Here is a 21,165-nt window from a genome sequence, read left to right as displayed (position 1 = left end):
GCTCGACACGAACGGCATAGGGCGCATCCATGGGCGACAAACTCACCGAAATCTGCGCCACCAAGCGCGACGAGATTGCCGAGCGCAAGGCCGCAATCAGTCTTGCCGAACTGCTGGCGCGGGCGGCAGACCAGTCTGCCCCGCGCGGATTCCGCAGAGCGCTCACGGAAAAATCCGCTTCCGGCTTCGGCCTGATTGCCGAAATCAAGCAAGCCAGCCCGTCGAAAGGCCTGATCCGCGCCGATTTCCATCCCGCCGCCCATGCCAGGGCTTATGAGGAGGGCGGCGCGGCCTGCCTCTCGGTGTTGACCGACGCGCCCTATTTCCAGGGCCATGAAGATTATCTGGTCCAGGCGCGGGCGGCCTGTTCGCTCCCGGTCCTGCGCAAGGATTTCATGCTCGATCCGTGGCAGGTCGCCGAAGCCCGCGCGATCGGCGCCGACGCGATCCTGATCATCGTTGCCGCGCTCGACGACGGACCGATGGCCGAAATTGAAGACGCCGCGCTTGAGCTCGGCATGGACGTGCTGGTCGAGGTGCATGACGAAGCCGAGATGGAACGCGCGGCGCGGCTCAAATCGCGCCTGATCGGGGTCAACAACCGCAACCTCAAGACATTCTTTACCGACCTCGCGACGACAGAACGGCTCGCCCCGCTGGCGCCCGCAGGCGCGCTGCTGGTCGGCGAGAGCGGGATCAATGCCCATGCCGATATCGAGCGGCTGTCCCGATCGGGCGTCCGCTGCTTCCTGGTCGGCGAGAGCCTGATGCGGCAGGACGATATTACCGCGGCAACCAGGGCCCTGCTCCAAGGCTGACCCGTTCAAGGAAGGTCCATGCCTAATTTCCGGTAAGGACATCCCTTAGCCGAGTTCCGGAAAACCGATTTAACCCGGAACCAACCATATGCATCGCGGGGGACGAAAAGGATCGTGATATGACGTCGATTTTCGTCTTGCTCGCCGCGGCGGGTTTTGCAGCAACGGTATTCGCTCCGGTTCCGAAGGACCGGATGAAGCGGATGCTTTCGCAGGGTGCGTGCACCTCCGCCATCACCGTCGGCCTGTTCGGTTCGCTGTTCCAGCTGATCTCCTACTGAACCGCCCTTCTCCAGGCCACCTTGGCTATCTCGGAATCCTTTGACCGGTATCGCCGGGAGGCGTAGCCTCATGCCTCCAACCGCAGCGTTGTGCGGCTCGGGGATCGGGAGAGAACATGGCAAAGGCATTCGACATTGTGATGCGGGTCGTCAGCAGCCTGCTCGGGCTACTTATGATCTGCTTCGGCGGGATCTGGATTCTCCAGGGACTCAATATTGCCTTCCTGGACAGCTTCATGGCGGGAGATCCGCAATGGGCGGTCTATGGCGCAATCCTGCTGCTGTTCGGCGTGGGCCAGGTCGTCTGGACGAACACGCGCAAGAACTGACCTGCTGCAAACCCTGTCCTGCAGCGCTCCCATCTGGCATGGGGCGGCTATGAACGCGCAGCTTCTCCGTGTTGCACCGACCGGCGGGAACCCGGCCGATGGCCCAGGTTTTTTCTTCTATAACAGTGTTACCCAGTTACCCTCCGTTCAGGAAACAGCCCGCAATGAGTAAGCTCACCCATCTCGATGAGCACGGCGCCGCGCGCATGGTCGATGTCGGCGGCAAGGTTGCGACGGCGCGCAAGGCGGTTGCCTCTGGGCGTATTCGCATGTCCTCCACGGCTCTGTCGGCCATCCGCGACGGCGATGCACCCAAGGGCGATGTCCTCGCCGCCGCGCGCATCGCCGGGATCATGGCGGCCAAGAGAACCGGCGAGCTGATCCCGCTCTGCCACCCGCTGGCGCTCGATGCGGTGACGATCGATTTCGCGATCGAGGAAGACGCCGTCCGCGCCACTGCCACTGCCTCCCTTACCGGCAAGACCGGGGTCGAGATGGAAGCGATGGTTGCGACCTCGGTCGCGCTGCTGACGATCTACGATATGGCCAAGGCGCTCGACAAGGCAATGGTGATCGAGGATGTGCGCCTGCTTTCCAAGAGCGGCGGCAAGTCGGGCGAGTGGACCGCGCCGAAGGACGCCTAGGCCCATGAGCGCCATGCTATCGCTGGCCGAGGCGCAAACGCGGCTGCTCGCCGGGATCGTGCCGCTTGCGCCCGAGAAACTGCCGGTGATCGAAGCGACCGGGCGCTTCCTCGCCGAACCTCTCATCGCGGCTCGCACCCAGCCTGCGGCCGATCTGTCGGCGATGGATGGATACGCTGTGCGTCAGCATGAGCGCGGCCCATGGCGCATTATCGGCGAAAGTTCGGCGGGCCACCCCTTTGACCGCGCCGTTGGTGCAGGCGAGGCGGTCCGGATCTCCACCGGCGCCCAGATGCCGGATGGCGCCGATGCGGTGCTGCTGCAGGAAAACGCCATCCGCGAAGGCAATATTCTCGCGCTCAATGGCGAAGGCGAGCCGACCGCCCGCCATATCCGCCGCGCGGGCTTCGACTTCAGAACGGGCGACGAGCTCCTCCCCGAGGGCGTGCGCATCGGGGTCGGACAGCTGGCGCTGGCAATCGCAGCGGGCCGCAACACGCTGGTGGTCGGGCGCCTGCCCAGGATCGCGATCATCGATAGCGGCGACGAATTGTCGAGCGATCCCTCGGCCTGTTCGATCCATCAGATCCCGGCCAGCAATGGCCCGATGCTGGCGGCGCTGTGCAAGCCTCATGCGGCGGATGTGCTCCGGATCGGGCCGGTTGCCGACGATCTCGCTGCCCTGCGCGACGCACTCGAACAGGCGGCGGATTGCGATGTCATCGTCACCAGCGGCGGGGCCTCGGTCGGCGATCACGACCTCGTGAAACCCGCGCTCGAAGCCTGGGGGGCGGAAATAGACTTCTGGAAGGTCGCGATGAAGCCCGGCAAACCCCTGCTGGTCGCGCGCAAGGATGCGCGAACGATCCTCGGCCTGCCCGGCAATCCGGTCTCGAGCTTCGTCACCGGCTTCCTGTTCCTGCTGCCGCTGCTGCGCGCGCTCGCCGGGAGCGGCGCTCCGCTGCCCACACCGATCATGCTGCCGTGTGGTTGCGACCTGCCTGCAGGCGGCGCGCGACTCGAATTCCTGCGTGCCAGGATGGCCGATGGCGCGGTCCACGCGGTCCAGCAGCAGGATTCGAGTGCACTCCTGGCGCTGGCCCGCTCGAACGCGTTGATCGAACGCGCGGCCGGCGCGCCGGCGGTCAAAGCGGGAACGCCTGTTCCGGCCTATCTGTTGGAAACTGGCGGAATCGCTTGACTCGCGAATCGCAGTTGCTTACTTGTTCCGCATTCGTTCCGAAATGGAACATAGCGGAAGGGTGGCCCCATGCTGACTGCCAAGCAACACGAGCTCCTGATTTTCATCCAGAACCGGCTTGAGGAAACCGGCATTTCGCCGAGCTTCGAGGAAATGAAGGAAGCGCTCGACCTGCGGTCCAAATCGGGGGTCCATCGCCTGATTTCGGCGCTTGAGGAACGGGGTTTCCTGCGCCGCCTGCCCAATCGCGCGCGCGCGCTCGAAGTGCTCAAACAGCCGGAGGACGTCCAGGCCAAATCGGTCAGGTCCACGGTTGCGAACGAGACCGTTGCCAAGGCGACCACGCCGCCGGCCGGCTCACCGATTGCCGCCAACGACATTATCGAGCTGCCTCTGCATGGGCGGATCGCCGCCGGTGTGCCGATCGAGGCGCTGGAAAGCGACCGGACCCTGCCGGTTCCCGCTGCCCTGCTCGGCGCCGGCGATCATTTCGCACTCGAAGTGTCGGGCGATTCGATGATCGAGGCTGGCATACTCGACGGCGACTTTGCGCTTATCCGCAAGACCGATACCGCACGCGACGGCGAGATTGTCGTCGCGCTGGTGCGCAACGAAGAGGCCACTCTCAAATATCTCCGCCGCGAGAACGGCAGGATCAGGCTTGATCCCGCCAATTCTGCCTATGAGCCTCAGATCTACGATCCACATGAGGTGATCGTACAAGGCAAGCTCGCGGGATTGCTGCGGCAATATCACTGATCGCGTGAGCTCCCGCGCAGGCGGGAGCCTCCAAATAGGGATCCCCGCCTTGGCGGGGATTCATGATGATCCCCTCCACCAGCCATGCTCGCCCTGCGACTGGGCGACAGTGGCATATTCCCGCGCCGCCAGGTCGATTGCGAGGCCACCGCTCCGGTCGAGCATCCGCCGGTCGGCCTTGAGCCAATGCGGTCGGCAGCTGCGCGGGAGGTAACGGTCGGCCACAACGATATCGGCCAGGTCGCAGGCAGCCGCCAGTTCGCGTTCGGGGATCATGGCATCACTGCGGGCCATCAGCAACCGCCAGACCCGACCTCCCCTCGTGAGCGTTGCGACGCAGAAGTCGCGGCTGCATTGCGCCCCGTCCCATTTGGCGAGCGGGATCAGTTCCCCATCCATGCCCGCCAGTTCGAGGAGATTGTCGCGCGCATATTCGCTTCGCATGTCGCGCAGCACCAGCAGGCGCTCTCCCGTTCCGGTTATCCCGACATGCCGCCCGTCTCCAGAAACAAGGATATCGGGCACCGGCGTTGCCAGCAGCATCGCGGTCGCGGCGCTTGCCGGGACAAATCCCATCAGCCTGGCTCGGCCCCGCCACAGGCCGAGCCACAGCCCGCCAGCCAGGAAAAGCGCGAATGTCCATCCCCCCATTTGCGGCATCAGCTTGACTGCCCCGGGCTGTCCGGCCGTGAAATGGGCCAGCGCCAGCAGCAGTTCGAGCGACTTTCCCGCCAGCCACCAGATCGGCGCCCCCAGCCCCACCATGTCGAGCAACAGCGCCAGGGCGATCAGCGGCATCGAGACAAAGGTCGTCAGCGGAATCGCAAGCACATTGGCGAATGCGCCATAGACCCCCGCCCGGTGAAAATGAAACAGCACGATCGGCATCAGGGCAATCTCGATCACCAGGCCGGTCAGCAGGAGCATCGACGCCCGCCTGCCGAACCGCAGGAGCCAGGCCTCTTCGCGCGGCGCAAGGAAGGCTCGCACCGGCTGGCTCGTGTGCAGGGCGACAATCGCGATCACCGCGGCAAAGCTCATCTGGAAACTCGGCCCCACGAGCGACTCCGGCCACACCAGCAGGATCAGGCCCGCGGCCACCGCAACCAGCCGAAGCGACAGGGGCTCACGCCCAAGAGCCAGCGCCAGCAGCACCAGCATGGCACCGACACAGCTGCGGATCGTCGGCACTTCCGCTCCGGTCAGCAGCGTGTAACCCAGTCCCGCAAGCGCTGCGATAGCAGCCGCCGCGACCGGTAAGCGGACGCGCAGTGCCAGCCACGGCCACAATGCAAGCAGTTTGATGGCCAGCAGATAGGCCGCCGCAATCACGGCGCTGACATGGAGGCCGCTGATCGAGAGCAGATGGGTCAGGCCCGCATCGCGCATGGCATCTTCGTCGGCCTCGGCGATCGCACCGCGATCTCCGCTCGCCAGTGCCGCGGCGATGCTTCCCGGCGAGCCGTCGATCTGGGAACGGACATGCGCCGAAAGCCTGCGTTGTACTTCGGCAATCCCGCCACGTGCCGCGCCAGGCTCAAGCAACTCGATCTCTCCCTGCACGCTGCCGGTGGCCGCCAGCCCTTCGAACCACGCGGTCCGTGCAAAATCGTAGCTGCCCGGCAGCATCGGCGGTGCCGGTGGCATCAGCCTGGCCTGCAGGCGCAGCAGCGCACCCTCGGCATAACCGGGATCGTCATGGTCGAGCGGTAAATTGACCCTGACCTTGATCGCGCGATCGGAGCCAGGCTCGCGGATTGCCAGCACGAGCCGCACCCGGTCTTCGGCCGGCTGTTCGATCCGTTCGAGCACCCGCCCGTCGATCACTTCGCTCACAGGTCGGCCGATGGGTTCCGCCCCGACGAGTTCCGATCGTGCCCAGACGACGGTCAATCCAGCGGCCAGGGCGAGCCCAAGCGAGACTCCGGCGGCCATGGTGCGACTGCGATCGCCTTGCCCGCGCCACGCCGCAAGCGAACCAAGTGCGATGGCCAATCCGCAAAATATCGCGGCAAGCCACTCAGCCCGATTGTCGAGCACGAACCACAGCCCGATCCCGGCGGCGAAGACGACCGAAATCCACGGGCCACGATCGAAACCCGCGTCTGCCAGAAACCTCTCGATCGCGTTCGGCAAGCTGGACAAGCGAAGGTAATTTCGCCAAGGCGTCTGCTGCAGCGCAGCATCGAACGGCTGTGCTTCAAGCGGGACCAGGCGCGGCGAAGTTTCGGCCATGGAATAGTTGGATAGGAATCGGGTTGGTATGGCAAGCAATAGCGACAGGACAGCAGGCGTCCCGCGCCAGATTGTCACGCGGTTTGCCCCCTCGCCCACCGGATTCCTGCATATCGGCAATGCCCGGACCGGGCTGTTTTCCTGGCTATACGCACGCCATCACGGGGGCAAGGCCCTGCTCAGGATCGAGGATACCGACAAGGCGCGCTCGACCCAGGAGGCAATCGACGTGATCCTCGACGGACTCGACTGGCTCGGGCTCGAATTCGACGGTCACACCTATTACCAGTCGCAATTCGAGGCGCGCCATGCCGAGGTTGCTGCGCAGTTGATCGGCAAGGGTGCGGCCTATCGCTGCTATCTCAGCCAGGAAGAGCTGGCGACAAGGCGCGAGAAAGCGCGCGAGGAGCGGCGCCCCTTCCGGATCGACAGCGAATGGCGCGATGCCGACCCGTCCCAATGGCCCCAAGATCAAGACTATGTCGTCAGGATCAAGGCCCCGAAAGAGGGCGAAACCGTCATCGAGGATCTCGTCCAGGGCCGGGTCGCGGTCAAAAATTCCGAGCTCGACGATTTCGTGCTCCTGCGATCCGACGGAACCCCGACCTACATGCTCGCCGTGGTCGTCGACGATCACGATATGGGCGTCACCCACATCATCCGCGGCGACGATCACTTGAACAACGCGTTCCGCCAGCTCGCGATCATAAGGGCGATGGGTTGGCCCGAACCGGCCTACGCCCATATCCCGCTGATCCATGGCAATGACGGAGCGAAACTCTCGAAGCGCCACGGGGCCCTGGGAGTGAACGACTATCGGGATGAACTGGGCATCCTCCCCGAGGCCTTGTTCAACTACCTGCTGCGGCTCGGCTGGGGCCATGGCGACCGCGAGGAATTCACCCGCGAAGAAGCGATAGAGTTGTTCGATATCGATGGGGTCGGCAAGGGTCCTGCGCGCTTCGACATGAAGAAGCTTCTCAACATGAACGGCAACTATATCCGCCGGGCCGACGATCTCAGGCTGGCCAGGCTGACAGCCGAAAGGATCGGTGGCGCAGCCGATATCGACCTGCTCTGTCAAGCCATGCCCGCCTTGAAGCTACGGGCACGCGACATGAACGAGCTGGCGGCGGGAGCGGCCTTCCTGTTCAAGACCCGGCCGCTCGAGCTCGAAGACGATGCCAAGGCGCTGCTGACCGCCGACGCAAGGGCGCTTTTGTCGCGGATTTCCGCACTGTTAGCCACGCAAAATGACTGGACAAGCGAGCCGCTGGAGGCCAGTCTCAAAGCGATGGCGGAGGAGTTGGGGCTGGGCCTTGGCAAACTCGCGCAGCCGCTTCGGGCGGCGCTGACGGGGCAAACCACGTCGCCAGGCATTTTCGATGTCCTGGTCCTCCTTGGGAAGGAAGAGAGCCTCGCGCGGATCGACGCGCAAGCCGTTTCCGGCGAACAGCACGCCGAGAATTGAGGAGCAGAAATTTGGGTGACAAGCACGCGAAATTGACGGTTGGCGACCAGGAATGGGAATTTCCCGTTCTCGAAGGCACCGTAGGGCCGGATGTGTTCGACATCCGCAAGCTCTACGGCCAGTCGCACATGTTCACTTACGATCCGGGTTACACTTCGACCGCCTCGTGCGAGAGCGCGCTTACCTATATCGATGGCGAAGGCGGCATCCTGCTCCATCGCGGCTATCCGATAGGTCAATTGGCCGAAAGTTCCTCGTTCATGGAGGTCGCCTACCTCCTCCTGCGCGGCGAATTGCCCAACCAGGCCGAAATGGACGAGTTCAACTGGACGATCAGCCGCCATACCATGCTCCACGAGCAGCTGATCCAGTTCTACCGCGGATTCCGGCGCGACGCGCATCCGATGGCGGTAATGTGCGGCGTCGTCGGCGCGCTCTCGGCCTTCTATCACGACAGCACCGACATCTCCGATCCGGAACATCGCCGGATCAGCTCGCACCGCCTGATCGCCAAGATGCCGACCATCGCGGCCATGGCCTACAAGTATTCGGTCGGGCAGCCATTCCAGTATCCGGACAACTCGCTGTCCTACACCGGCAATTTCCTGCGCATGACATTCGGTGTTCCCGCCGAGCCGTACGAACTCCACCCGGCGGTCGAAAAGGCGATGGACCGGATATTCATCCTTCATGCCGACCATGAGCAGAATGCCTCGACTTCGACCGTGCGGCTGGCGGGCTCGTCGGGCGCCAATCCTTTCGCCTGTGTCGCGGCGGGGATCGCCTGCCTGTGGGGCCCCGCGCATGGCGGTGCGAACGAGGCAGCGCTGAACATGCTGCGGGAGATCGGTACGCCGGACAGGATTCCGCACTATATCGAGCGCGCCAAGGACAAGGACGATCCGTTCCGGCTTATGGGATTCGGGCATCGGGTCTACAAGAATTACGACCCGCGGGCCTTGGTGATGCAGAAGACCGTGCGCGAGGTGTTCGACGCGTTGAAAGTCGACGATCCACTGTTCGAGACCGCCCTTCAACTCGAGGAAATCGCACTCAACGACGACTATTTCCGGGAAAAGAAGCTGTTCCCGAATGTCGATTTCTATTCGGGCATCATCCTTTCCGCGATCGGTTTTCCGACGACCATGTTCACCGCGCTCTTCGCCCTGGCCAGGACCGTCGGCTGGGTTGCCCAATGGAACGAGATGATTTCGGATCCCGGTCAGCGGATCGGGCGCCCGCGCCAGCTCTATACCGGCCCGACGCAACGCGACTACGTGCCCGTCGACAAGCGATGAGCTTTCAGGTTTCAGGAACGCTTGCGGGAAGACTCAGTGTGAAACGAGAGCCCTTTCCGGGTTCGCTTTCGACTGTCAGGCTTCCTGCCATGGCTTGCGCAAGCCTGCGCGAGATATAAAGGCCGAGGCCGGACCCGCCGTCACCCGATCGCCCGAGACGTTCGAATTTCTCGAAGATCGCGACCTGCTGGTCCGGGTCGAGGCCCGGGCCCTGGTCCACCACCGTGACGCTCGCATGGTCCCCGTCGCGGTCGAGATGGAGCGAGATTCGCGATTCCTCGGGCGAGTACCGGATCGCATTGCCGATCAGGTTCAACAGCACCTGCAATACCCGCCGGGCCTCGCCGATCGCGGGCATGGTCTCGGTCTCGCCCGGTCCCGCCAGCGCAATGTCCTTCTCCTGCGCCCGCACTCCAAGGATCTGGACGGCCCGCCGTGCGATGTCCGCCAGGTCGATCCTGTCGGAAGACGCGACGAATTCGTCGGACTCGACCAGTTCCAGATCGGAAATATCCTCGATCAGCGCAAGAAGGTGCTGGCCGGCCGCGGCGATATCGGCCGCATAGCCGCTGTATTCGTCAGCGAGGGGACCCGCCAGTCGCGCGCGGATGGTCTCGGCATGGCCGATAATGCGGGCGATGGGCTGGCGCAGGACCGGCGCGATTTCCCTTCCGATTGCGGTGCCCGCCGCCATTCTTGGCTGGGGCCTGGCAGGGGGTGCGTCGGTGTCCGGCGGGGGCTGGTCGGCCACAAGATTGAGCTCGAAGCCGCCCGATCCGGGCTCCGGACCTCCCAGCGGTACCAGGCTGGCCTTCCAGTCGCGGTCCGAACCTTCCAGCTTCACCCTGGCACCATCGAGCAGGCGCCAATGGAGCGGCTGCTGATGGCTGCTCCCGGCGATCTCGACAAAGTCGGTCCAGGGCCTTCCAATTCCTGCCTGCATCGTTCCGATCAGGGCGACCAATTCCGGAGCGGTTCCTTCGACCGACAGGAGATTCTGCTGGGGATCGAGCCGCGCGCTCACCTCCGCAAGCTGGCGATTGATGTCGGCATGCCGCTGCTCGGCTTCGGACAGGTCTTCGGGCGGAAGCGGTGCGACCTGCCAGTTCGCCAGTCCGATCAGGCATCCGCCCTGCCCGTCCTCCGCCGGAGTAACCTCGACCCAGGCGGTCACGCTCTCATTGTCGTCCTGGGCATGGATCGAGCGTGCCAGCTTGACGCCGAAGCGGTGCGACTTGCGTACCAGCTCCAGTAATTCGGGAGTTGCGATCGTGCCCGGAATCTGGCCTCCGCAGCGCCGCTGGAGACCCGCCAGCGGTTCGTCTGCCTCGATCAGCCGATCCTCGGCATCGCTGCGCGCCTTGGCAATGTATGGGCCGTCGGGCTTCATCGCCTAATCCTCAGTCGCTTCGCCGGCATGCGCGAGCAAGGCAGCGGCGCGCTCGGCGCTGAGCTCCTCGAAACCGAACGGCAGCGCCGTTTCGGGCTGCAGGACAAGGAATTGCTCCTCGACCAGGCGGGGTTCGAGGCCGGCGGCCCGCAATGACAGGGCGAGCCTAAACGCCTGGCGATGACTGGCCGCAAGGACGGCAAGGTCGCGATCCTGCCCGGAGCCCAGTGCAAGAGCGGAAAGGAACAGGGCCGCGCCGGCCTGCTCAATCGACAGCGAGGAATTGGCCCTGTCGCCCATGCTGGCGACCAGGCGAGCGATCACGGTCAGGCGGGTGCGGCTTTCATCGTAGCTCTGGCGCAGGTTCGTTTCGGCCAATTCGGCCGATTGGTCGTCGGTCGCGGCCAGCTGGGCACGGAATGCCAGCAGGGCGGCGTGAAACAGGTCTCCGGGAAGCTCGGCGAGAGCGAGTTCCATCCGGCGCTGGCTCTGCACAAAGCGAGCCTGGGCAGCAAGAAATGCCATGGCGGTGCTCGCGGTCGCGGCATCGCTGGACGCGATCAGCGACTGCAGCAGGGGAGAGAGTACCGGATCGACATTGTTCTGCTGCTGGATGCGCTGGGTCAGCTGCCATTCGAGCGCCAGGGCATGGAGGTGACCGAGCAGCGAAGAGTTGGCGAGCAGGGTTTCGGTCAGTTCGGTATGATGATTGACCAGGAGCGACCTGCAATCCTCGGTTCCGTTGGCCTTTGCCAGGGCGATCAGCAGCTGCTGCGCGAGGCTTTCTGCCATGCCGCGAATGCGCGCGATGATTTCGTCGCTGAACAGCGAGTTGTCGTCGCTAGCCAGCAAATGGCGCAGAGCCGGGCCGAGCGAACCGATCACGGCGTCGCCCCGCGCGAGACCTGCGCGCAGGGTGCTTTCGACCGAATGCTCGGAAGTCTCGTTCATCGGGGCCTCTTTCACCCCTGCCCCATAGCAAGTCTTGGTTAAACCGGCGTTAGCTTCGTTTTGCTGCAGCTGGGGCCGGTCACGGACATGGGTCGCAATTCTCGGAGCAAGCAGACCGGCCCAAATCGGTCAGGTCAGCGATGCGTCGAATTCGTCAAGAAAGGACTCGAGCTTGCGAATAACAACCGGTTCACCCGGAGCCGCATCCAGCGCTTCTTCCGCAAGGCCAATCAGCCTCTCTGCGTGAAAGCTGGCCGCGAGGCCCTTGAGCCGCATCGCCGCGATGTTCCAATTGCCATCGCAGCGCGAGCGCTTGAGCAGGTCGACCTGCTGTTCGAGGCTTTCGAAGAACGCCTTGCGCAGTTCGGCCAACAGCGCAGGATCGTCGCCTGCCGCAGCTGCCAATGTCGCGTCGAGTGCACCGCTTTCGTATGCCATTTGCGCGCGATACGCCCGACAAGGTTAAGCCGGGGTTTATTGTGTTTCATTCCGTGATATTCTGTCCAGATGTCCGGGGGATCCCATATCGCGGCGGTTGGATCGGGAAGCGAGCCGTCCGGCGCGCCTTTGCAGGACGCGCGGACCCCGTCCGATGACGTCCTGGCGTTGCAGGAAGAATGGGCCGAGCCTGTCGAAACAGCGAAGAACCGCTTCGGTTGGATCATTCCCACGCTCGCGATCCTGACGATAGCGGGCTGGACCGGATTCTTCCTCTTTGCCCAGGGCGATGCGATCCTGGCCGGCGGGAGCCCGCAGCAATGGATCGCCTGGGTCACCAACTGGGCTATCCCGGTATTGCTTGTCGTCGCGATCTGGCTGCTGGCCATGCGGACCAGCAGCCGCGAGGCTGCGCGATTCGGGGATGCGGCCAGGCTGCTGGCCGATGAATCGGCCCGGCTCGAAGCAAGGCTGTCGATCGTCAATCGGGAATTGAGCCTGGCGCGCGAGTTCATCGCCGCCCAGTCGCGCGACCTTGAATCGCTTGGCCGGGTCGCAAGCGAGCGGCTGTCCGAGAACGCCAACCGCCTGGCGGGGCTCATTTTCGACAACAGCAGGCAGATAGATTCGATCGCAAGTGTCAGTGCAATTGCATTGGAAAACATGGACAAATTGCGAAACGATCTTCCCGTCATCGCAAACAGCGCGCGCGATGTAACCAGCCAGATCGGAAATGCCGGAAGGACGGCCCAGAACCAGCTGGATGAACTCGTCAGCGGGTTCCACCGGCTCAACGAATTCGGCGAAGCCAGCGAACGCCAGGTGCAGTCACTCCGCGCGAGGGTCGATGCGGCACTTGCCGCTTTCGAAGCCCAGGCCTCGAATCTGCAGGAAATCGCAGCGAAACGATTCGCCGCGCTCGAGGAAGGCAGCAGCCGGTTCCGGGCCGATCTCGACAGAAGCGAGATCGAAGCGCTTGCCGCTATCCGCCGCCGGGCAGAGGCGCTGGCGGGCGAATTGGCGGCCGGGTGGGATGATCTCGATGCGAAGGAAGATGCCGCCCTGCAGGCGCTTGGCAGCCGCCTCGCGGAGTTGCGCAAAGAAAGCGACACATTCGCCACCGCGCTTCGTGAAGGCGAAAGCGATGCAATCGAAAAATGGCGCCTTGCGATCGATGAAATGCGCGCGCGCCTGTCCGAAGCCCTGATCGAAATCGGTGAAATCGATTCGCGAACGCTGGAAGATACCCGCAGGCGGTTGAGTTCGCTCGGCAAGGAAGCCAAGGATGTCGACAAGGCGATGCAGAACCGGGTCGAGATCTTCATGTCTTCGCTCGAAGCCCGACGCGACGACCACAAGGCGTTCGAGGCCGAACAATTGGCTTCGCTCGAACAGCGACTGGTGGATCTCGATTTTGCGATCGCCGAGCGCCAGAAGGGCCATGTGGCCCAAATCCAGGGCTTGACCGAGCGCGGCGAAGAGCTTGTCGTCCAACTTTCGGCGCTGGGCGAACAGCTCGAGGCCTTCGACGCGCAGGGCGCGCAGGCCAGTTCGGGATTGGCTCAAGCGATCGACGCGCTGACAGCGAAGATCGAGGCCAACCAGGCCCGCCTGAACGAAACCGACAAGGCCGTTTCCGACCTGACCGATGCCAGCGTCCGCCTGCTCGAACTGATTCAGGCAAGTTCCGAACATTCGCGCGAGCAGCTGCCCAAGGCGCTCGAATCCGCGCGGCTGAGTTTGAGCGATTTTGAAGAGCGAACGAAGGCAACCGGCCTCATTCTCGAACAGGCCGGACAGAAGAGCCAGGAAGTCTCCAATTATGTCCTGGCCGCGCGACAGGACGGCAGGGCCGCGCTGGAGGAAATGGGCGCGCTTCACGCCCAGCTTGAGCAGCAAGGCCGCTCGCAGGCTGAGCAATTCGAACAGCTGCAGGCAATCCTCGCCCGGCTTTCGGAGGAAAGCGAGCAGATATCGGCCAGGTCACAAGGCGAATTGTCCCAGGCGATTGCAGCCCTGCGAGAGAACCTGAGATCGGCCATCGAAGACCTCGACAGGGGAAGCAGCGAGGCGGTTCAGAAGATCGCCGAAGAGGTCGGCGCCAGGAGCGCCGCTGCGATCGACCAGGCGCTCCGCGCGAAGTCTTCCGAGGCGATCGGCGAATTCGAGAAGGCGGTAGCGCATGCAACCGGCGTCAGCCGCGACGCGGCCCGCCAGTTGCGCGACCAGCTTGCCAAGGTCGACGAACTTGCCGGCAATCTCGAAAGCCGCGTCCAGCGCGCGCGGCAACAGGCGGAAGAACAGGTCGACAATGATTTCGCGCGGCGGGTTGCCTTGATCACCGAGAGCCTGAATTCCAACGCGATCGATATTTCGAAGGCCTTGTCCAACGATGTCACCGATACTGCCTGGGCGTCGTACCTGCGCGGCGACCGGGGCATCTTCACTCGTCGCGCGGTACGGTTGCTGGACAATTCCGAAGCACGGGAAATCGCCGAAATCTACGATCGCGACCCGGATTTCCGCGAACATGTTTCACGTTATATCCATGATTTCGAGGCGATGCTGCGCACCATGCTTTCGACGCGCGACGGCAATGCCCTTGGCGTAACCTTGCTCTCGTCGGACATGGGCAAGCTTTATGTCGCCCTCGCCCAGGCGATCGAGCGCCTGCGCGGTTAGGCAGCCGGCTTAGCGCCCTTTCTCAACCTCGCGCGACTTCGAAAAGAAATCGATGTCTTCGCGTGTAATCCAGCCATTGACGTAATTGGCGACATAGGCGGAGCACAGCACGGTTGCGAGGATAGTCGCCCGCAGCACGATCTTCTTTGGCTGGAAATTGGCCGGGGCACTGTCCGCCTGGCCGGGAATCTTCTCGATCCCGGCTTCCTCATGCGTTTTCACTCCGAATGGCAGCACGAAAAAGGCGCTCATTACCCAGAACAGGAAATATATGGCGAGGATCGATGTCCATTCCATGGGGTTCAGTCCTCAAGCAGGAGCACGCGCGTTTGCGGCTTCTTCCCGCACCAGCGCTGCGCCGCGCGCCGGGCGGCAAGGCGGGCCGCTTCCTTGATCAGCTCCCTGTCCGCGCGCGACTTGCCCTTCAGTTTCTTCAGCGCGTCCGCGACATCGCCCTCGGCTTCGTCGACGAATTGCTGGTAATCCTCATCGAGCGGGAGCCCGATCCCGTTGACCCTCGCCCTGCCCCTTGAATCGACGACCACCAGCAACATTCCGTCTCGCGCCAGGCGCCGCCGCATGGTGATCGCCTCGCCGTCGGCCGGGACAATGATGTCGCCATCGAGGACGAGCCGCCCGGCTTCTATCTCGGTCACCTTGCCGGGCTTGCCGGGAGCGAGGCGGATGATGTCGCCGTTCTTCTGCACCACCACTTTCGGAATGCCGCTGGCCGAGCCCAGCCTCCCCTGCTCCTGCATATGGCGCATCTCGCCATGAACCGGGACCAACAGTTCGGGTCTCAGCCAGCCATAGAGCGCTTCGAGTTCCGGCCTCCCGGGATGACCGGAGACGTGAATTTCGCTCTGCCGGTCGGTCACAATTTTCACCCCTCGCGCCGCGAGCTGGTTCATGACTGTGCCGATTGCCAGCTCGTTGCCGGGGATCTGGCGGCTCGAAAACAGCACGACATCGCCTTCGACCAGGCCGACATGGTGGGTATCTTCGGCGATCCTTGCGAGTGCTGCGCGCGGCTCACCCTGCCCGCCGGTTGCAAGCACCAGCACTTCCCCGCGCGGCAGGTCCATGGCGGTATCGAAATCGATCGTGTCGGGAAAGTCGTGTAGATAGCCGCACTCCTTGGCGACTTCGATGATCCGCTCGAGCGAACGCCCGGCAACACAGAGCCGGCGCCTGGTTGCTCTAGCCACTTCTCCCAGCGTCTGCAGCCGGGCGACGTTCGAGGCGAAAGTCGTCACCACCACGCGCACGCCCTCGTGCTTGCGCACCTCCGCCAGCAGGCTCTGGGCGACTTCGCCTTCCGAACCCGATGGCTTCGGATTGAAGACATTGGTCGAATCGCACACCAGTGCAAGGATGCCCCCATCGCCGAGGTCGGTCAGCTCTTCGGCGGTCGCCGGTTCGCCGATCAGTGGCTCGTCGTCGAGCTTCCAGTCGCCGGTGTGGAATACGCGGCCATATGGCGTTTCGATCAGCAGCGCGTTGCCTTCGGCGATCGAATGGGCCAGCGGCACATAGGTTATGTCGAACGGGCCCAGGGCGAAACTGTCGGTTCCTTCGACGATGTTGAGCTCGACCTGATCGGCAAGACCGGCTTCCTCGAGCTTGCGCTGGACGAGCCGCGCCGTGAACGGCGTTGCGTAAAGCGGGACCCCGAAGTCGGCAGCGAAATAGGGTACGGCTCCGATATGGTCCTCATGCCCGTGGGTCAGCACTATGCCGACCAGGTCGTCGAGCCGCTGTTCGATGAAGGCGGGATCGGCGAAGACCAGTTCGATGCCGGGATACTCGTTCCCGCCGAAGGTCATGCCAAGGTCGACCATCAGCCACTTTCCGTCGCAACCGTAAAGATTGACGTTCATGCCGATCTCGCCGGAGCCGCCCAGCGCCAGGAACAGCAATTCCCTTTCGGGCGTGAAATCCTTCTTCACGCCGTCGCCCGCTCCGCCAGGATCGCAAGGCCCAGGATCGTGAGGTCGGCCTCGACCTCGTCAAAGATGTGGGTGTGCTCCTGGAACAGGATCGCCAGGCCGCCGGTCGCGACAACCCTTGCCGGGCGGCCGATCTCCTTGCGCAACCGCTCGATCAACCCTTCCATCATCGCGACATAGCCCCAGAACACGCCGATCAGCATCTGGTTTTCGGTGTTCCGACCAATAACGCTGTCGCTTTCGGGAGCCTGGATCGCAATCCTGGGCAATTTGGCGGTCTTTCCGACCAGCGCGTCGAGCGAAAGATTGATCCCGGGGGCGATGATGCCGCCTTTGTAGGCACCGTTGAAATCGACCACTTCGAACTTGGTTGCAGTGCCAAAATCGACCACGATCAGGTCGCCCTGGTAGAGCTCGTGCGCGGCGATGCAATTGAGCGCGCGATCCGCCCCGAGCGAGCTCGGCTGTTCGACATCGATCTCGAAGCCCCAGGCGGCCTTGCCGTGCCCGGCCACCAGCGGCGTCACGCCGAAATATTTCTCCGCCAGCACGTCGAGATTGTGGTCCGCGCGCGGAACCACCGAGCCATAGATGAACCGGGTAATCTCCTTTCGATCGACCCCTTCGATCTCGAGCAGTTGCAGCAGCCACACCGCATATTCATCCCCCGTGCGCCTGGGATCGGTGGCGATCCGCCAGCGCGCCTTCGGCACCCGTCCTTCGAACAGCGCGAACACGACATTGGTATTGCCGACATCTGCCACCAACAGCATGGCTCAACCCGCTCCCTGCATCACGTCACCGGCGTGGATGACACGCATTGTTCCATCCGCCAAGCGCAGCCGCAAGGCTCCATCGCCTTCGAGACCGGCGAATGTCCCCTCGATCCTGCTTCCGTCGCCCTCGGTGACCGAGATAGCAGCGCCATTGGCATGGGCCGCCGCCAGCCAGCGCGGGATGATCGAATCGATCCCGTAGCGCCGCCAATCGGCGACCTCGCGTTCGAACTGCAGCGCGAGATCGTGCGCGAACTGGTCGCGATCGGGCGGCGGTCCGAACTCGCTGAGCGAGACCGTGGCGCGGCCGGGAACCCGCGGCGCATGAGCGAGATTGACGCCGACGCCGATAACCACGGCATCGGCCTCGCGCTCCATCAGGATGCCAGCCAGCTTGGCCCCCGACAGCAACAGATCGTTGGGCCATTTGAGCTTGAGCTCGCCGGGCGTGTTGAGCCTTGGCAGGACCGTTTCATAGACCGCCAGCCCGGCGGCCAGTGCCAAGCCTGGGGCTGTCGCGCCGCGGCCGTTGAGCCGAACCACGGTCGAACCCATGAAATTGCCTGCGCCGCCTTCCCATTGGCGGCCCAGGCGACCACGACCGCCGGTCTGGTGGTCGGCCACCAGCCAATGACCCGGCGCGATCGCCTCGCCGGAGCGCAGGCGATCGAGCAGGTCGGAATTGGTGGACCCGGTTTCGGGGACGAGCTCGATCAAGGTCCCGTCAGACTGCCTGGAAGAGGGCTGCCGCCGCCTTGGCCGTCAGGTCCCCCAGCAACGGAGTCAGCAGGTAACCGATCGGTGAGACGAACACTGCCGAGATCGCGAGCAATGCCCAATGGGCCCAGTCGCTCTTGCCCTGCACGACGTCTGCCGGATCGTCGAAATACATCACCTTGACGATCTTGATGTAATAGAATGCCCCGATCACGCTCGCGGCGATGCCGAGCGCAGCGAGCAGGACCAGGTCGGCCTCCACCGCGGCCTGGAACACCACGAACTTGCCCCAGAATCCGAACAGCGGCGGGATTCCGGCGAGGCTAAACATGATGATCGCGAGGCACAACGCCAGTGCCGGGCGGGTGCTCGACAGGCCGGCAATGTCGGAAATGCCCTCGACCGGCTCGCCCTCGGCATTCTTGAGCATCAGCACCGCAACGAAGCCGCCCACCGTCATCGCGACATAGATCGCAAGATAGGTCAGCATCGCGGCGGTGCCCGCCTGCGTCGCCGCGGCAAGCCCGATCAGGATGAAGCCTACATTGTTGATCGAGCTATAGGCCAGCAGGCGCTTGATGTTGTCCTGGCCGATCGCGCCCAGCGCCCCGATCACGATCGAGACGAGCGCGGCAAAGATGATGATCTGCTGCCAGGCGTCGGACTGGTGCCCGAAAGCGTCGAGCGCGACCCGCATGGTCAGCGCCAGGGCCGCGACCTTGGGCGCCGAAGCAAAGAAGGTCGTGACCGGGGTCGGCGCGCCTTCATAGACGTCCGGCGTCCACATATGGAACGGCGCGGCGCTGATCTTGAAGGCCAGGCCCGCGAGCATGAAGATCACACCGAACAGCGCACCCATCGCCATGTCGCCGTCAAGCGCAGCGCGGATACCCTCGAAACTCGTGGTTCCGGTAAAGCCGTAGACCAGGCTCATGCCGAACAGCAGGATGCCCGAAGCCAGCCCGCCGAGGACGAAATATTTGAGGCCGGCCTCGGCCGAACGGCCGTCGGCGCGCAGGAAAGCCGCGAGGACATAGGCCGAGAGGCTGTTGAGCTCGAGGCCGATATAGAGCGTCATCAAATCGGTCGCCGAGACCATGATGCTCATGCCGAGCACCGCGAACAGGATCAGCACCGGATATTCGGCCTTCATCGCGTTGTAGCGCTCGAAGAAAGCGGGCGCGACAGCCAGCGAGGCACCGGCCGCGGCAAAGATCAGCAGCTTGGCGAAAGCGGCAAAACCGTCGGCCGCGAACTGTCCGTAAAACGCGCTCGTATCCGGTCCCATCGCACCGGCGCAAACGGTGGGAGCGACCAGGAAGAAACAGGCGCCAAGGACAATCGCGGCGGCGATGCTGATCGCCCGGCTGGCCTTGTCGCCCAGCCAGGCAGCAGCCAGCAGCAGTGCCAGCCCCGACAGCGACAGCAGGATTTCGGGAGCGATCAGGCCAAGGGAAGTCGCAAAGTCCATCAGTGACCTCCCTCTCCAGCTGCATCTTCGCCTTCGACTCCGGTCGGGAGCGGTTCGCCGATTTGGAGCCTTGAGTCACCTTCAGGGGCCGCGCGGGCCAGCCGCGCATCGAGCGCCTGGATGTCGGCCCTGATCGGCGCGAGAAAGCTCTCGGGATAGACGCCCATCCACAGCACCGCGGCGGCGATCGGGCCGAGCATCAGCCACTCGCGCAGGTCGAGATCGGGCATCGCGGCGGCATCGGCGTTCTTCTGCACTCCGAACGCCACGCGCCAGTAGAGATAGAGCATATAGGCCGCGCCCAAGATAATTCCGGTGGCGCAGACCGCGGTCACCCAGGTCGAAACCTGGTAGATGCCCGCAAGGCTCAGGAACTCGCCGACGAAGCCGCTGGTCCCCGGCAGGCCTACGCTCGCCATGGTGAACAGCATGAACAGCAGCGCATAATGCGGCATGTTGATCGAAAGGCCGCCGTAGCGATCGATCTCGCGGGTGTGCAGCCGGTCGTAGATCACCCCGACGCAGAGGAACAACGCACCCGAAACGAGGCCATGCGAAAGCATCACGATCATCGCGCCTTCGAGACCCTGCGGGTTGAAGGCGAACAGCCCGACCGTGACGATCGCCATATGCGCGACCGAGGAATAGGCGATCAGCTTCTTCATGTCGTGCTGGACCAGCGCGATCAGGCTGGTGATCACCACCGCGGCCATCGACAGGCCGAAGATCAGCCAGGCGAATTGCGCGCTCGCCTCGGGGAACATCGGCAGGCTGAAGCGGATGAAGCCATAGCCGCCCATCTTGAGCAGCACGCCGGCAAGGATCACCGAGCCCGCGGTTGGCGCCTGCACATGGGCGTCGGGCAGCCAGGTATGGACCGGCCACATGGGCATCTTGACCGCGAAGCTCGCGAAGAAGGCGAGCCACAGCCAGGTCTGCGCGCCTGCCGGGAAGTCGTATGCCATCAGCGTCGGGATGTCGGTGGAGCCGGCCTCGTTCACCATCCACAGCATCGCAATCAGCATCAGCACCGAGCCCAAGAGCGTGTAGAGGAAGAACTTGTAGGCCGCGTAAATCCGGTTCTGGCCGCCCCAGATGCCGATGATGAGATACATCGGGATCAGCCCGGCCTCGAAGAAGATATAGAAGAGGAACAGGTCCTGTGCCGCGAACACGCCGATCATCAGCGTTTCCATGAACAGGAACGCCGCCATATATTCGCCGACGCGCTTGTCGATCGCTTCCCAGCTGGCGCCGACACAGATCGGCATCAGGAACAGCGTCAGCATGATCAGGACCAGCGCGATCCCGTCGATCCCGAGCGCATAGGAAAAGCCGGCGAACAGCTCGGCGCGCTCGGTGAACTGCCATTGCGCGCCACCGATGTCGTAATGGGCCCACAATACGATGCCGAGCGCGAGATCAACGAGCGTCGCGACCAGCGCGATCATCCGCGCCGACTTAGCCTCGACGAACAGGCAGGCCAGCGCCGCGAGCAGCGGGATGGCGAGCAGGATCGAAAGGATCGGGAAGCCCTCCATCAGAATAGCACCCATGCAACAGTAGCGCTCAGCCAGAGAAGCACGATCGAGGCGAACGAGAGGCAGCCCGGTCCATCCATCAGAGCATCACCCAGGTGATCGCGGCGACGAGGCCGATGAGCATGATCAGCGCGTAGCTATAGAGATAGCCGGACTGGAAGCGCTTGGCGGCTGCCGCGCCTTTGAACGTCACCCACGCCGCGCCGTCGGGCCC

At 63.7% G+C, this 21,165-nt stretch carries 19 protein-coding genes; 9 read left to right on the top strand and 10 right to left on the bottom strand.

Features of this window, described 5'->3' with window-relative positions; translation table 11 throughout:
* Positions 1-29: 29 nt before the first annotated feature.
* From trpC to lexA, 6 genes are all read left to right on the top strand, one after another.
* Positions 30-818 (top strand): indole-3-glycerol phosphate synthase TrpC, encoded by a 789-nt coding sequence (trpC, locus tag AC16XC_RS00550; protein ID WP_484032680.1) that lies wholly within the window; start codon positions 30-32, stop codon positions 816-818.
* A gap of 119 nt (positions 819-937) precedes the next feature.
* Positions 938-1,099, top strand: a complete 162-nt coding sequence (locus tag AC16XC_RS00545) for a hypothetical protein (RefSeq protein WP_484032679.1) — start codon at positions 938-940, stop codon at positions 1,097-1,099.
* Between the two features lie 116 nt (positions 1,100-1,215).
* Positions 1,216-1,428, top strand: coding sequence for a hypothetical protein (locus AC16XC_RS00540; protein ID WP_484032678.1), 213 nt, complete (start codon positions 1,216-1,218; stop codon positions 1,426-1,428).
* A gap of 164 nt (positions 1,429-1,592) precedes the next feature.
* Positions 1,593-2,072 carry a cyclic pyranopterin monophosphate synthase MoaC gene (gene moaC / locus AC16XC_RS00535; RefSeq protein WP_484032677.1) on the top strand — a complete coding sequence of 160 codons (480 nt, stop codon included), beginning with the start codon at positions 1,593-1,595 and terminating at the stop codon, positions 2,070-2,072.
* 4 nt (positions 2,073-2,076) lie between these two features.
* On the top strand, positions 2,077-3,273 hold the full coding sequence (locus AC16XC_RS00530; RefSeq protein WP_484032676.1) for a molybdopterin molybdotransferase MoeA: 1,197 nt from the start codon (positions 2,077-2,079) through the stop codon (positions 3,271-3,273).
* A gap of 69 nt (positions 3,274-3,342) precedes the next feature.
* Positions 3,343-4,032 (top strand): transcriptional repressor LexA, encoded by a 690-nt coding sequence (gene lexA / locus AC16XC_RS00525; protein ID WP_484032675.1) that lies wholly within the window; start codon positions 3,343-3,345, stop codon positions 4,030-4,032.
* Between the two features lie 60 nt (positions 4,033-4,092).
* Here the strand turns inward: lexA and AC16XC_RS00520 are convergent, their stop codons facing one another.
* Positions 4,093-6,267 (bottom strand): ComEC/Rec2 family competence protein, encoded by a 2,175-nt coding sequence (locus AC16XC_RS00520; protein ID WP_484032674.1) that lies wholly within the window; start codon positions 6,265-6,267, stop codon positions 4,093-4,095.
* 28 nt (positions 6,268-6,295) lie between these two features.
* On the opposite strand from AC16XC_RS00520, the gene gltX reads away from it, so the two are divergent.
* Positions 6,296-7,738: a glutamate--tRNA ligase gene (gene gltX / locus AC16XC_RS00515; protein WP_484032673.1), complete on the top strand. Its 1,443-nt coding sequence runs from the start codon at positions 6,296-6,298 to the stop codon at positions 7,736-7,738.
* Between the two features lie 11 nt (positions 7,739-7,749).
* Complete coding sequence (locus AC16XC_RS00510; RefSeq protein WP_484032672.1) at positions 7,750-9,036, top strand: citrate synthase; 1,287 nt, start codon at positions 7,750-7,752, stop codon at positions 9,034-9,036.
* 4 nt (positions 9,037-9,040) lie between these two features.
* Here the strand turns inward: AC16XC_RS00510 and AC16XC_RS00505 are convergent, their stop codons facing one another.
* The 3 genes from AC16XC_RS00505 to AC16XC_RS00495 form a co-directional block, all read right to left on the bottom strand.
* Complete coding sequence (locus AC16XC_RS00505) at positions 9,041-10,426, bottom strand: sensor histidine kinase (RefSeq protein WP_484032671.1); 1,386 nt, start codon at positions 10,424-10,426, stop codon at positions 9,041-9,043.
* A 3-nt stretch (positions 10,427-10,429) separates the two neighbouring features.
* Entirely contained in the window at positions 10,430-11,377 is a 948-nt protein-coding gene (locus AC16XC_RS00500; protein WP_484032670.1) for a hypothetical protein, read from the bottom strand.
* A gap of 129 nt (positions 11,378-11,506) precedes the next feature.
* Complete coding sequence (locus AC16XC_RS00495; RefSeq protein WP_484032669.1) at positions 11,507-11,815, bottom strand: Hpt domain-containing protein; 309 nt, start codon at positions 11,813-11,815, stop codon at positions 11,507-11,509.
* 69 nt (positions 11,816-11,884) lie between these two features.
* Between AC16XC_RS00495 and AC16XC_RS00490 the strand changes: the two genes are divergently transcribed.
* Positions 11,885-14,497, top strand: a complete 2,613-nt coding sequence (locus AC16XC_RS00490) for a coiled-coil domain-containing protein (protein ID WP_484032668.1) — start codon at positions 11,885-11,887, stop codon at positions 14,495-14,497.
* 9 nt (positions 14,498-14,506) lie between these two features.
* On the opposite strand, the gene AC16XC_RS00485 is transcribed toward AC16XC_RS00490, so the two are convergent.
* The 6 genes from AC16XC_RS00485 to AC16XC_RS00460 are packed head-to-tail and all read right to left on the bottom strand — an operon-like array spanning position 14,507 to position 20,951.
* A complete protein-coding gene (locus tag AC16XC_RS00485; RefSeq protein WP_484032667.1) occupies positions 14,507-14,794 on the bottom strand; it encodes a DUF1467 family protein in 288 nt (95 codons plus the stop codon).
* A gap of 5 nt (positions 14,795-14,799) precedes the next feature.
* Complete coding sequence (locus tag AC16XC_RS00480) at positions 14,800-16,446, bottom strand: ribonuclease J (RefSeq protein WP_484032666.1); 1,647 nt, start codon at positions 16,444-16,446, stop codon at positions 14,800-14,802.
* The gene (locus tag AC16XC_RS00475; protein ID WP_484032665.1) at positions 16,443-17,219 is read right to left on the bottom strand and encodes a type III pantothenate kinase; all 777 of its coding nucleotides are present in this window, start codon (positions 17,217-17,219) and stop codon (positions 16,443-16,445) included. The genes AC16XC_RS00480 and AC16XC_RS00475 overlap by 4 nt, the downstream gene beginning before the upstream one ends.
* A 3-nt stretch (positions 17,220-17,222) precedes the next feature.
* Positions 17,223-17,939: a biotin--[acetyl-CoA-carboxylase] ligase gene (locus AC16XC_RS00470; RefSeq protein WP_484032664.1), complete on the bottom strand. Its 717-nt coding sequence runs from the start codon at positions 17,937-17,939 to the stop codon at positions 17,223-17,225.
* Between the two features lie 7 nt (positions 17,940-17,946).
* Positions 17,947-19,410, bottom strand: a complete 1,464-nt coding sequence (gene nuoN / locus AC16XC_RS00465; protein ID WP_484032663.1) for an NADH-quinone oxidoreductase subunit NuoN — start codon at positions 19,408-19,410, stop codon at positions 17,947-17,949.
* Positions 19,410-20,951 (bottom strand): NADH-quinone oxidoreductase subunit M, encoded by a 1,542-nt coding sequence (locus AC16XC_RS00460; RefSeq protein ID WP_484032693.1) that lies wholly within the window; start codon positions 20,949-20,951, stop codon positions 19,410-19,412. The genes nuoN and AC16XC_RS00460 overlap by 1 nt, the downstream gene beginning before the upstream one ends.
* Between the last annotated feature and the right edge of the window lie 214 nt (positions 20,952-21,165).

The organism is Candidatus Andeanibacterium sp. (assembly GCF_057143545.1).
This window is presented reverse-complemented; position numbering and strand designations above follow the sequence as displayed.

Excerpts from the sequence above, each read along its gene's own strand:
- trpC (WP_484032680.1), top strand. The coding sequence starts at position 30 with ATGGGCGACAAACTCACCGAAATCTGCGCCACCAAGCGCGACGAGATT.
- AC16XC_RS00545 (WP_484032679.1), top strand. The coding sequence starts at position 938 with ATGACGTCGATTTTCGTCTTGCTCGCCGCGGCGGGTTTTGCAGCAACG.
- AC16XC_RS00540 (WP_484032678.1), top strand. The coding sequence starts at position 1,216 with ATGGCAAAGGCATTCGACATTGTGATGCGGGTCGTCAGCAGCCTGCTC.
- moaC (WP_484032677.1), top strand. The coding sequence starts at position 1,593 with ATGAGTAAGCTCACCCATCTCGATGAGCACGGCGCCGCGCGCATGGTC.
- AC16XC_RS00530 (WP_484032676.1), top strand. The coding sequence starts at position 2,077 with ATGAGCGCCATGCTATCGCTGGCCGAGGCGCAAACGCGGCTGCTCGCC.
- lexA (WP_484032675.1), top strand. The coding sequence starts at position 3,343 with ATGCTGACTGCCAAGCAACACGAGCTCCTGATTTTCATCCAGAACCGG.
- AC16XC_RS00520 (WP_484032674.1), bottom strand. The coding sequence starts at position 6,267 with ATGGCCGAAACTTCGCCGCGCCTGGTCCCGCTTGAAGCACAGCCGTTC.
- gltX (WP_484032673.1), top strand. The coding sequence starts at position 6,296 with ATGGCAAGCAATAGCGACAGGACAGCAGGCGTCCCGCGCCAGATTGTC.
- AC16XC_RS00505 (WP_484032671.1), bottom strand. The coding sequence starts at position 10,426 with ATGAAGCCCGACGGCCCATACATTGCCAAGGCGCGCAGCGATGCCGAG.
- AC16XC_RS00500 (WP_484032670.1), bottom strand. The coding sequence starts at position 11,377 with ATGAACGAGACTTCCGAGCATTCGGTCGAAAGCACCCTGCGCGCAGGT.
- AC16XC_RS00495 (WP_484032669.1), bottom strand. The coding sequence starts at position 11,815 with ATGGCATACGAAAGCGGTGCACTCGACGCGACATTGGCAGCTGCGGCA.
- AC16XC_RS00490 (WP_484032668.1), top strand. The coding sequence starts at position 11,885 with ATGTCCGGGGGATCCCATATCGCGGCGGTTGGATCGGGAAGCGAGCCG.
- AC16XC_RS00485 (WP_484032667.1), bottom strand. The coding sequence starts at position 14,794 with ATGGAATGGACATCGATCCTCGCCATATATTTCCTGTTCTGGGTAATG.
- AC16XC_RS00475 (WP_484032665.1), bottom strand. The coding sequence starts at position 17,219 with ATGCTGTTGGTGGCAGATGTCGGCAATACCAATGTCGTGTTCGCGCTG.
- nuoN (WP_484032663.1), bottom strand. The coding sequence starts at position 19,410 with ATGGACTTTGCGACTTCCCTTGGCCTGATCGCTCCCGAAATCCTGCTG.
- AC16XC_RS00460 (WP_484032693.1), bottom strand. The coding sequence starts at position 20,951 with ATGGAGGGCTTCCCGATCCTTTCGATCCTGCTCGCCATCCCGCTGCTC.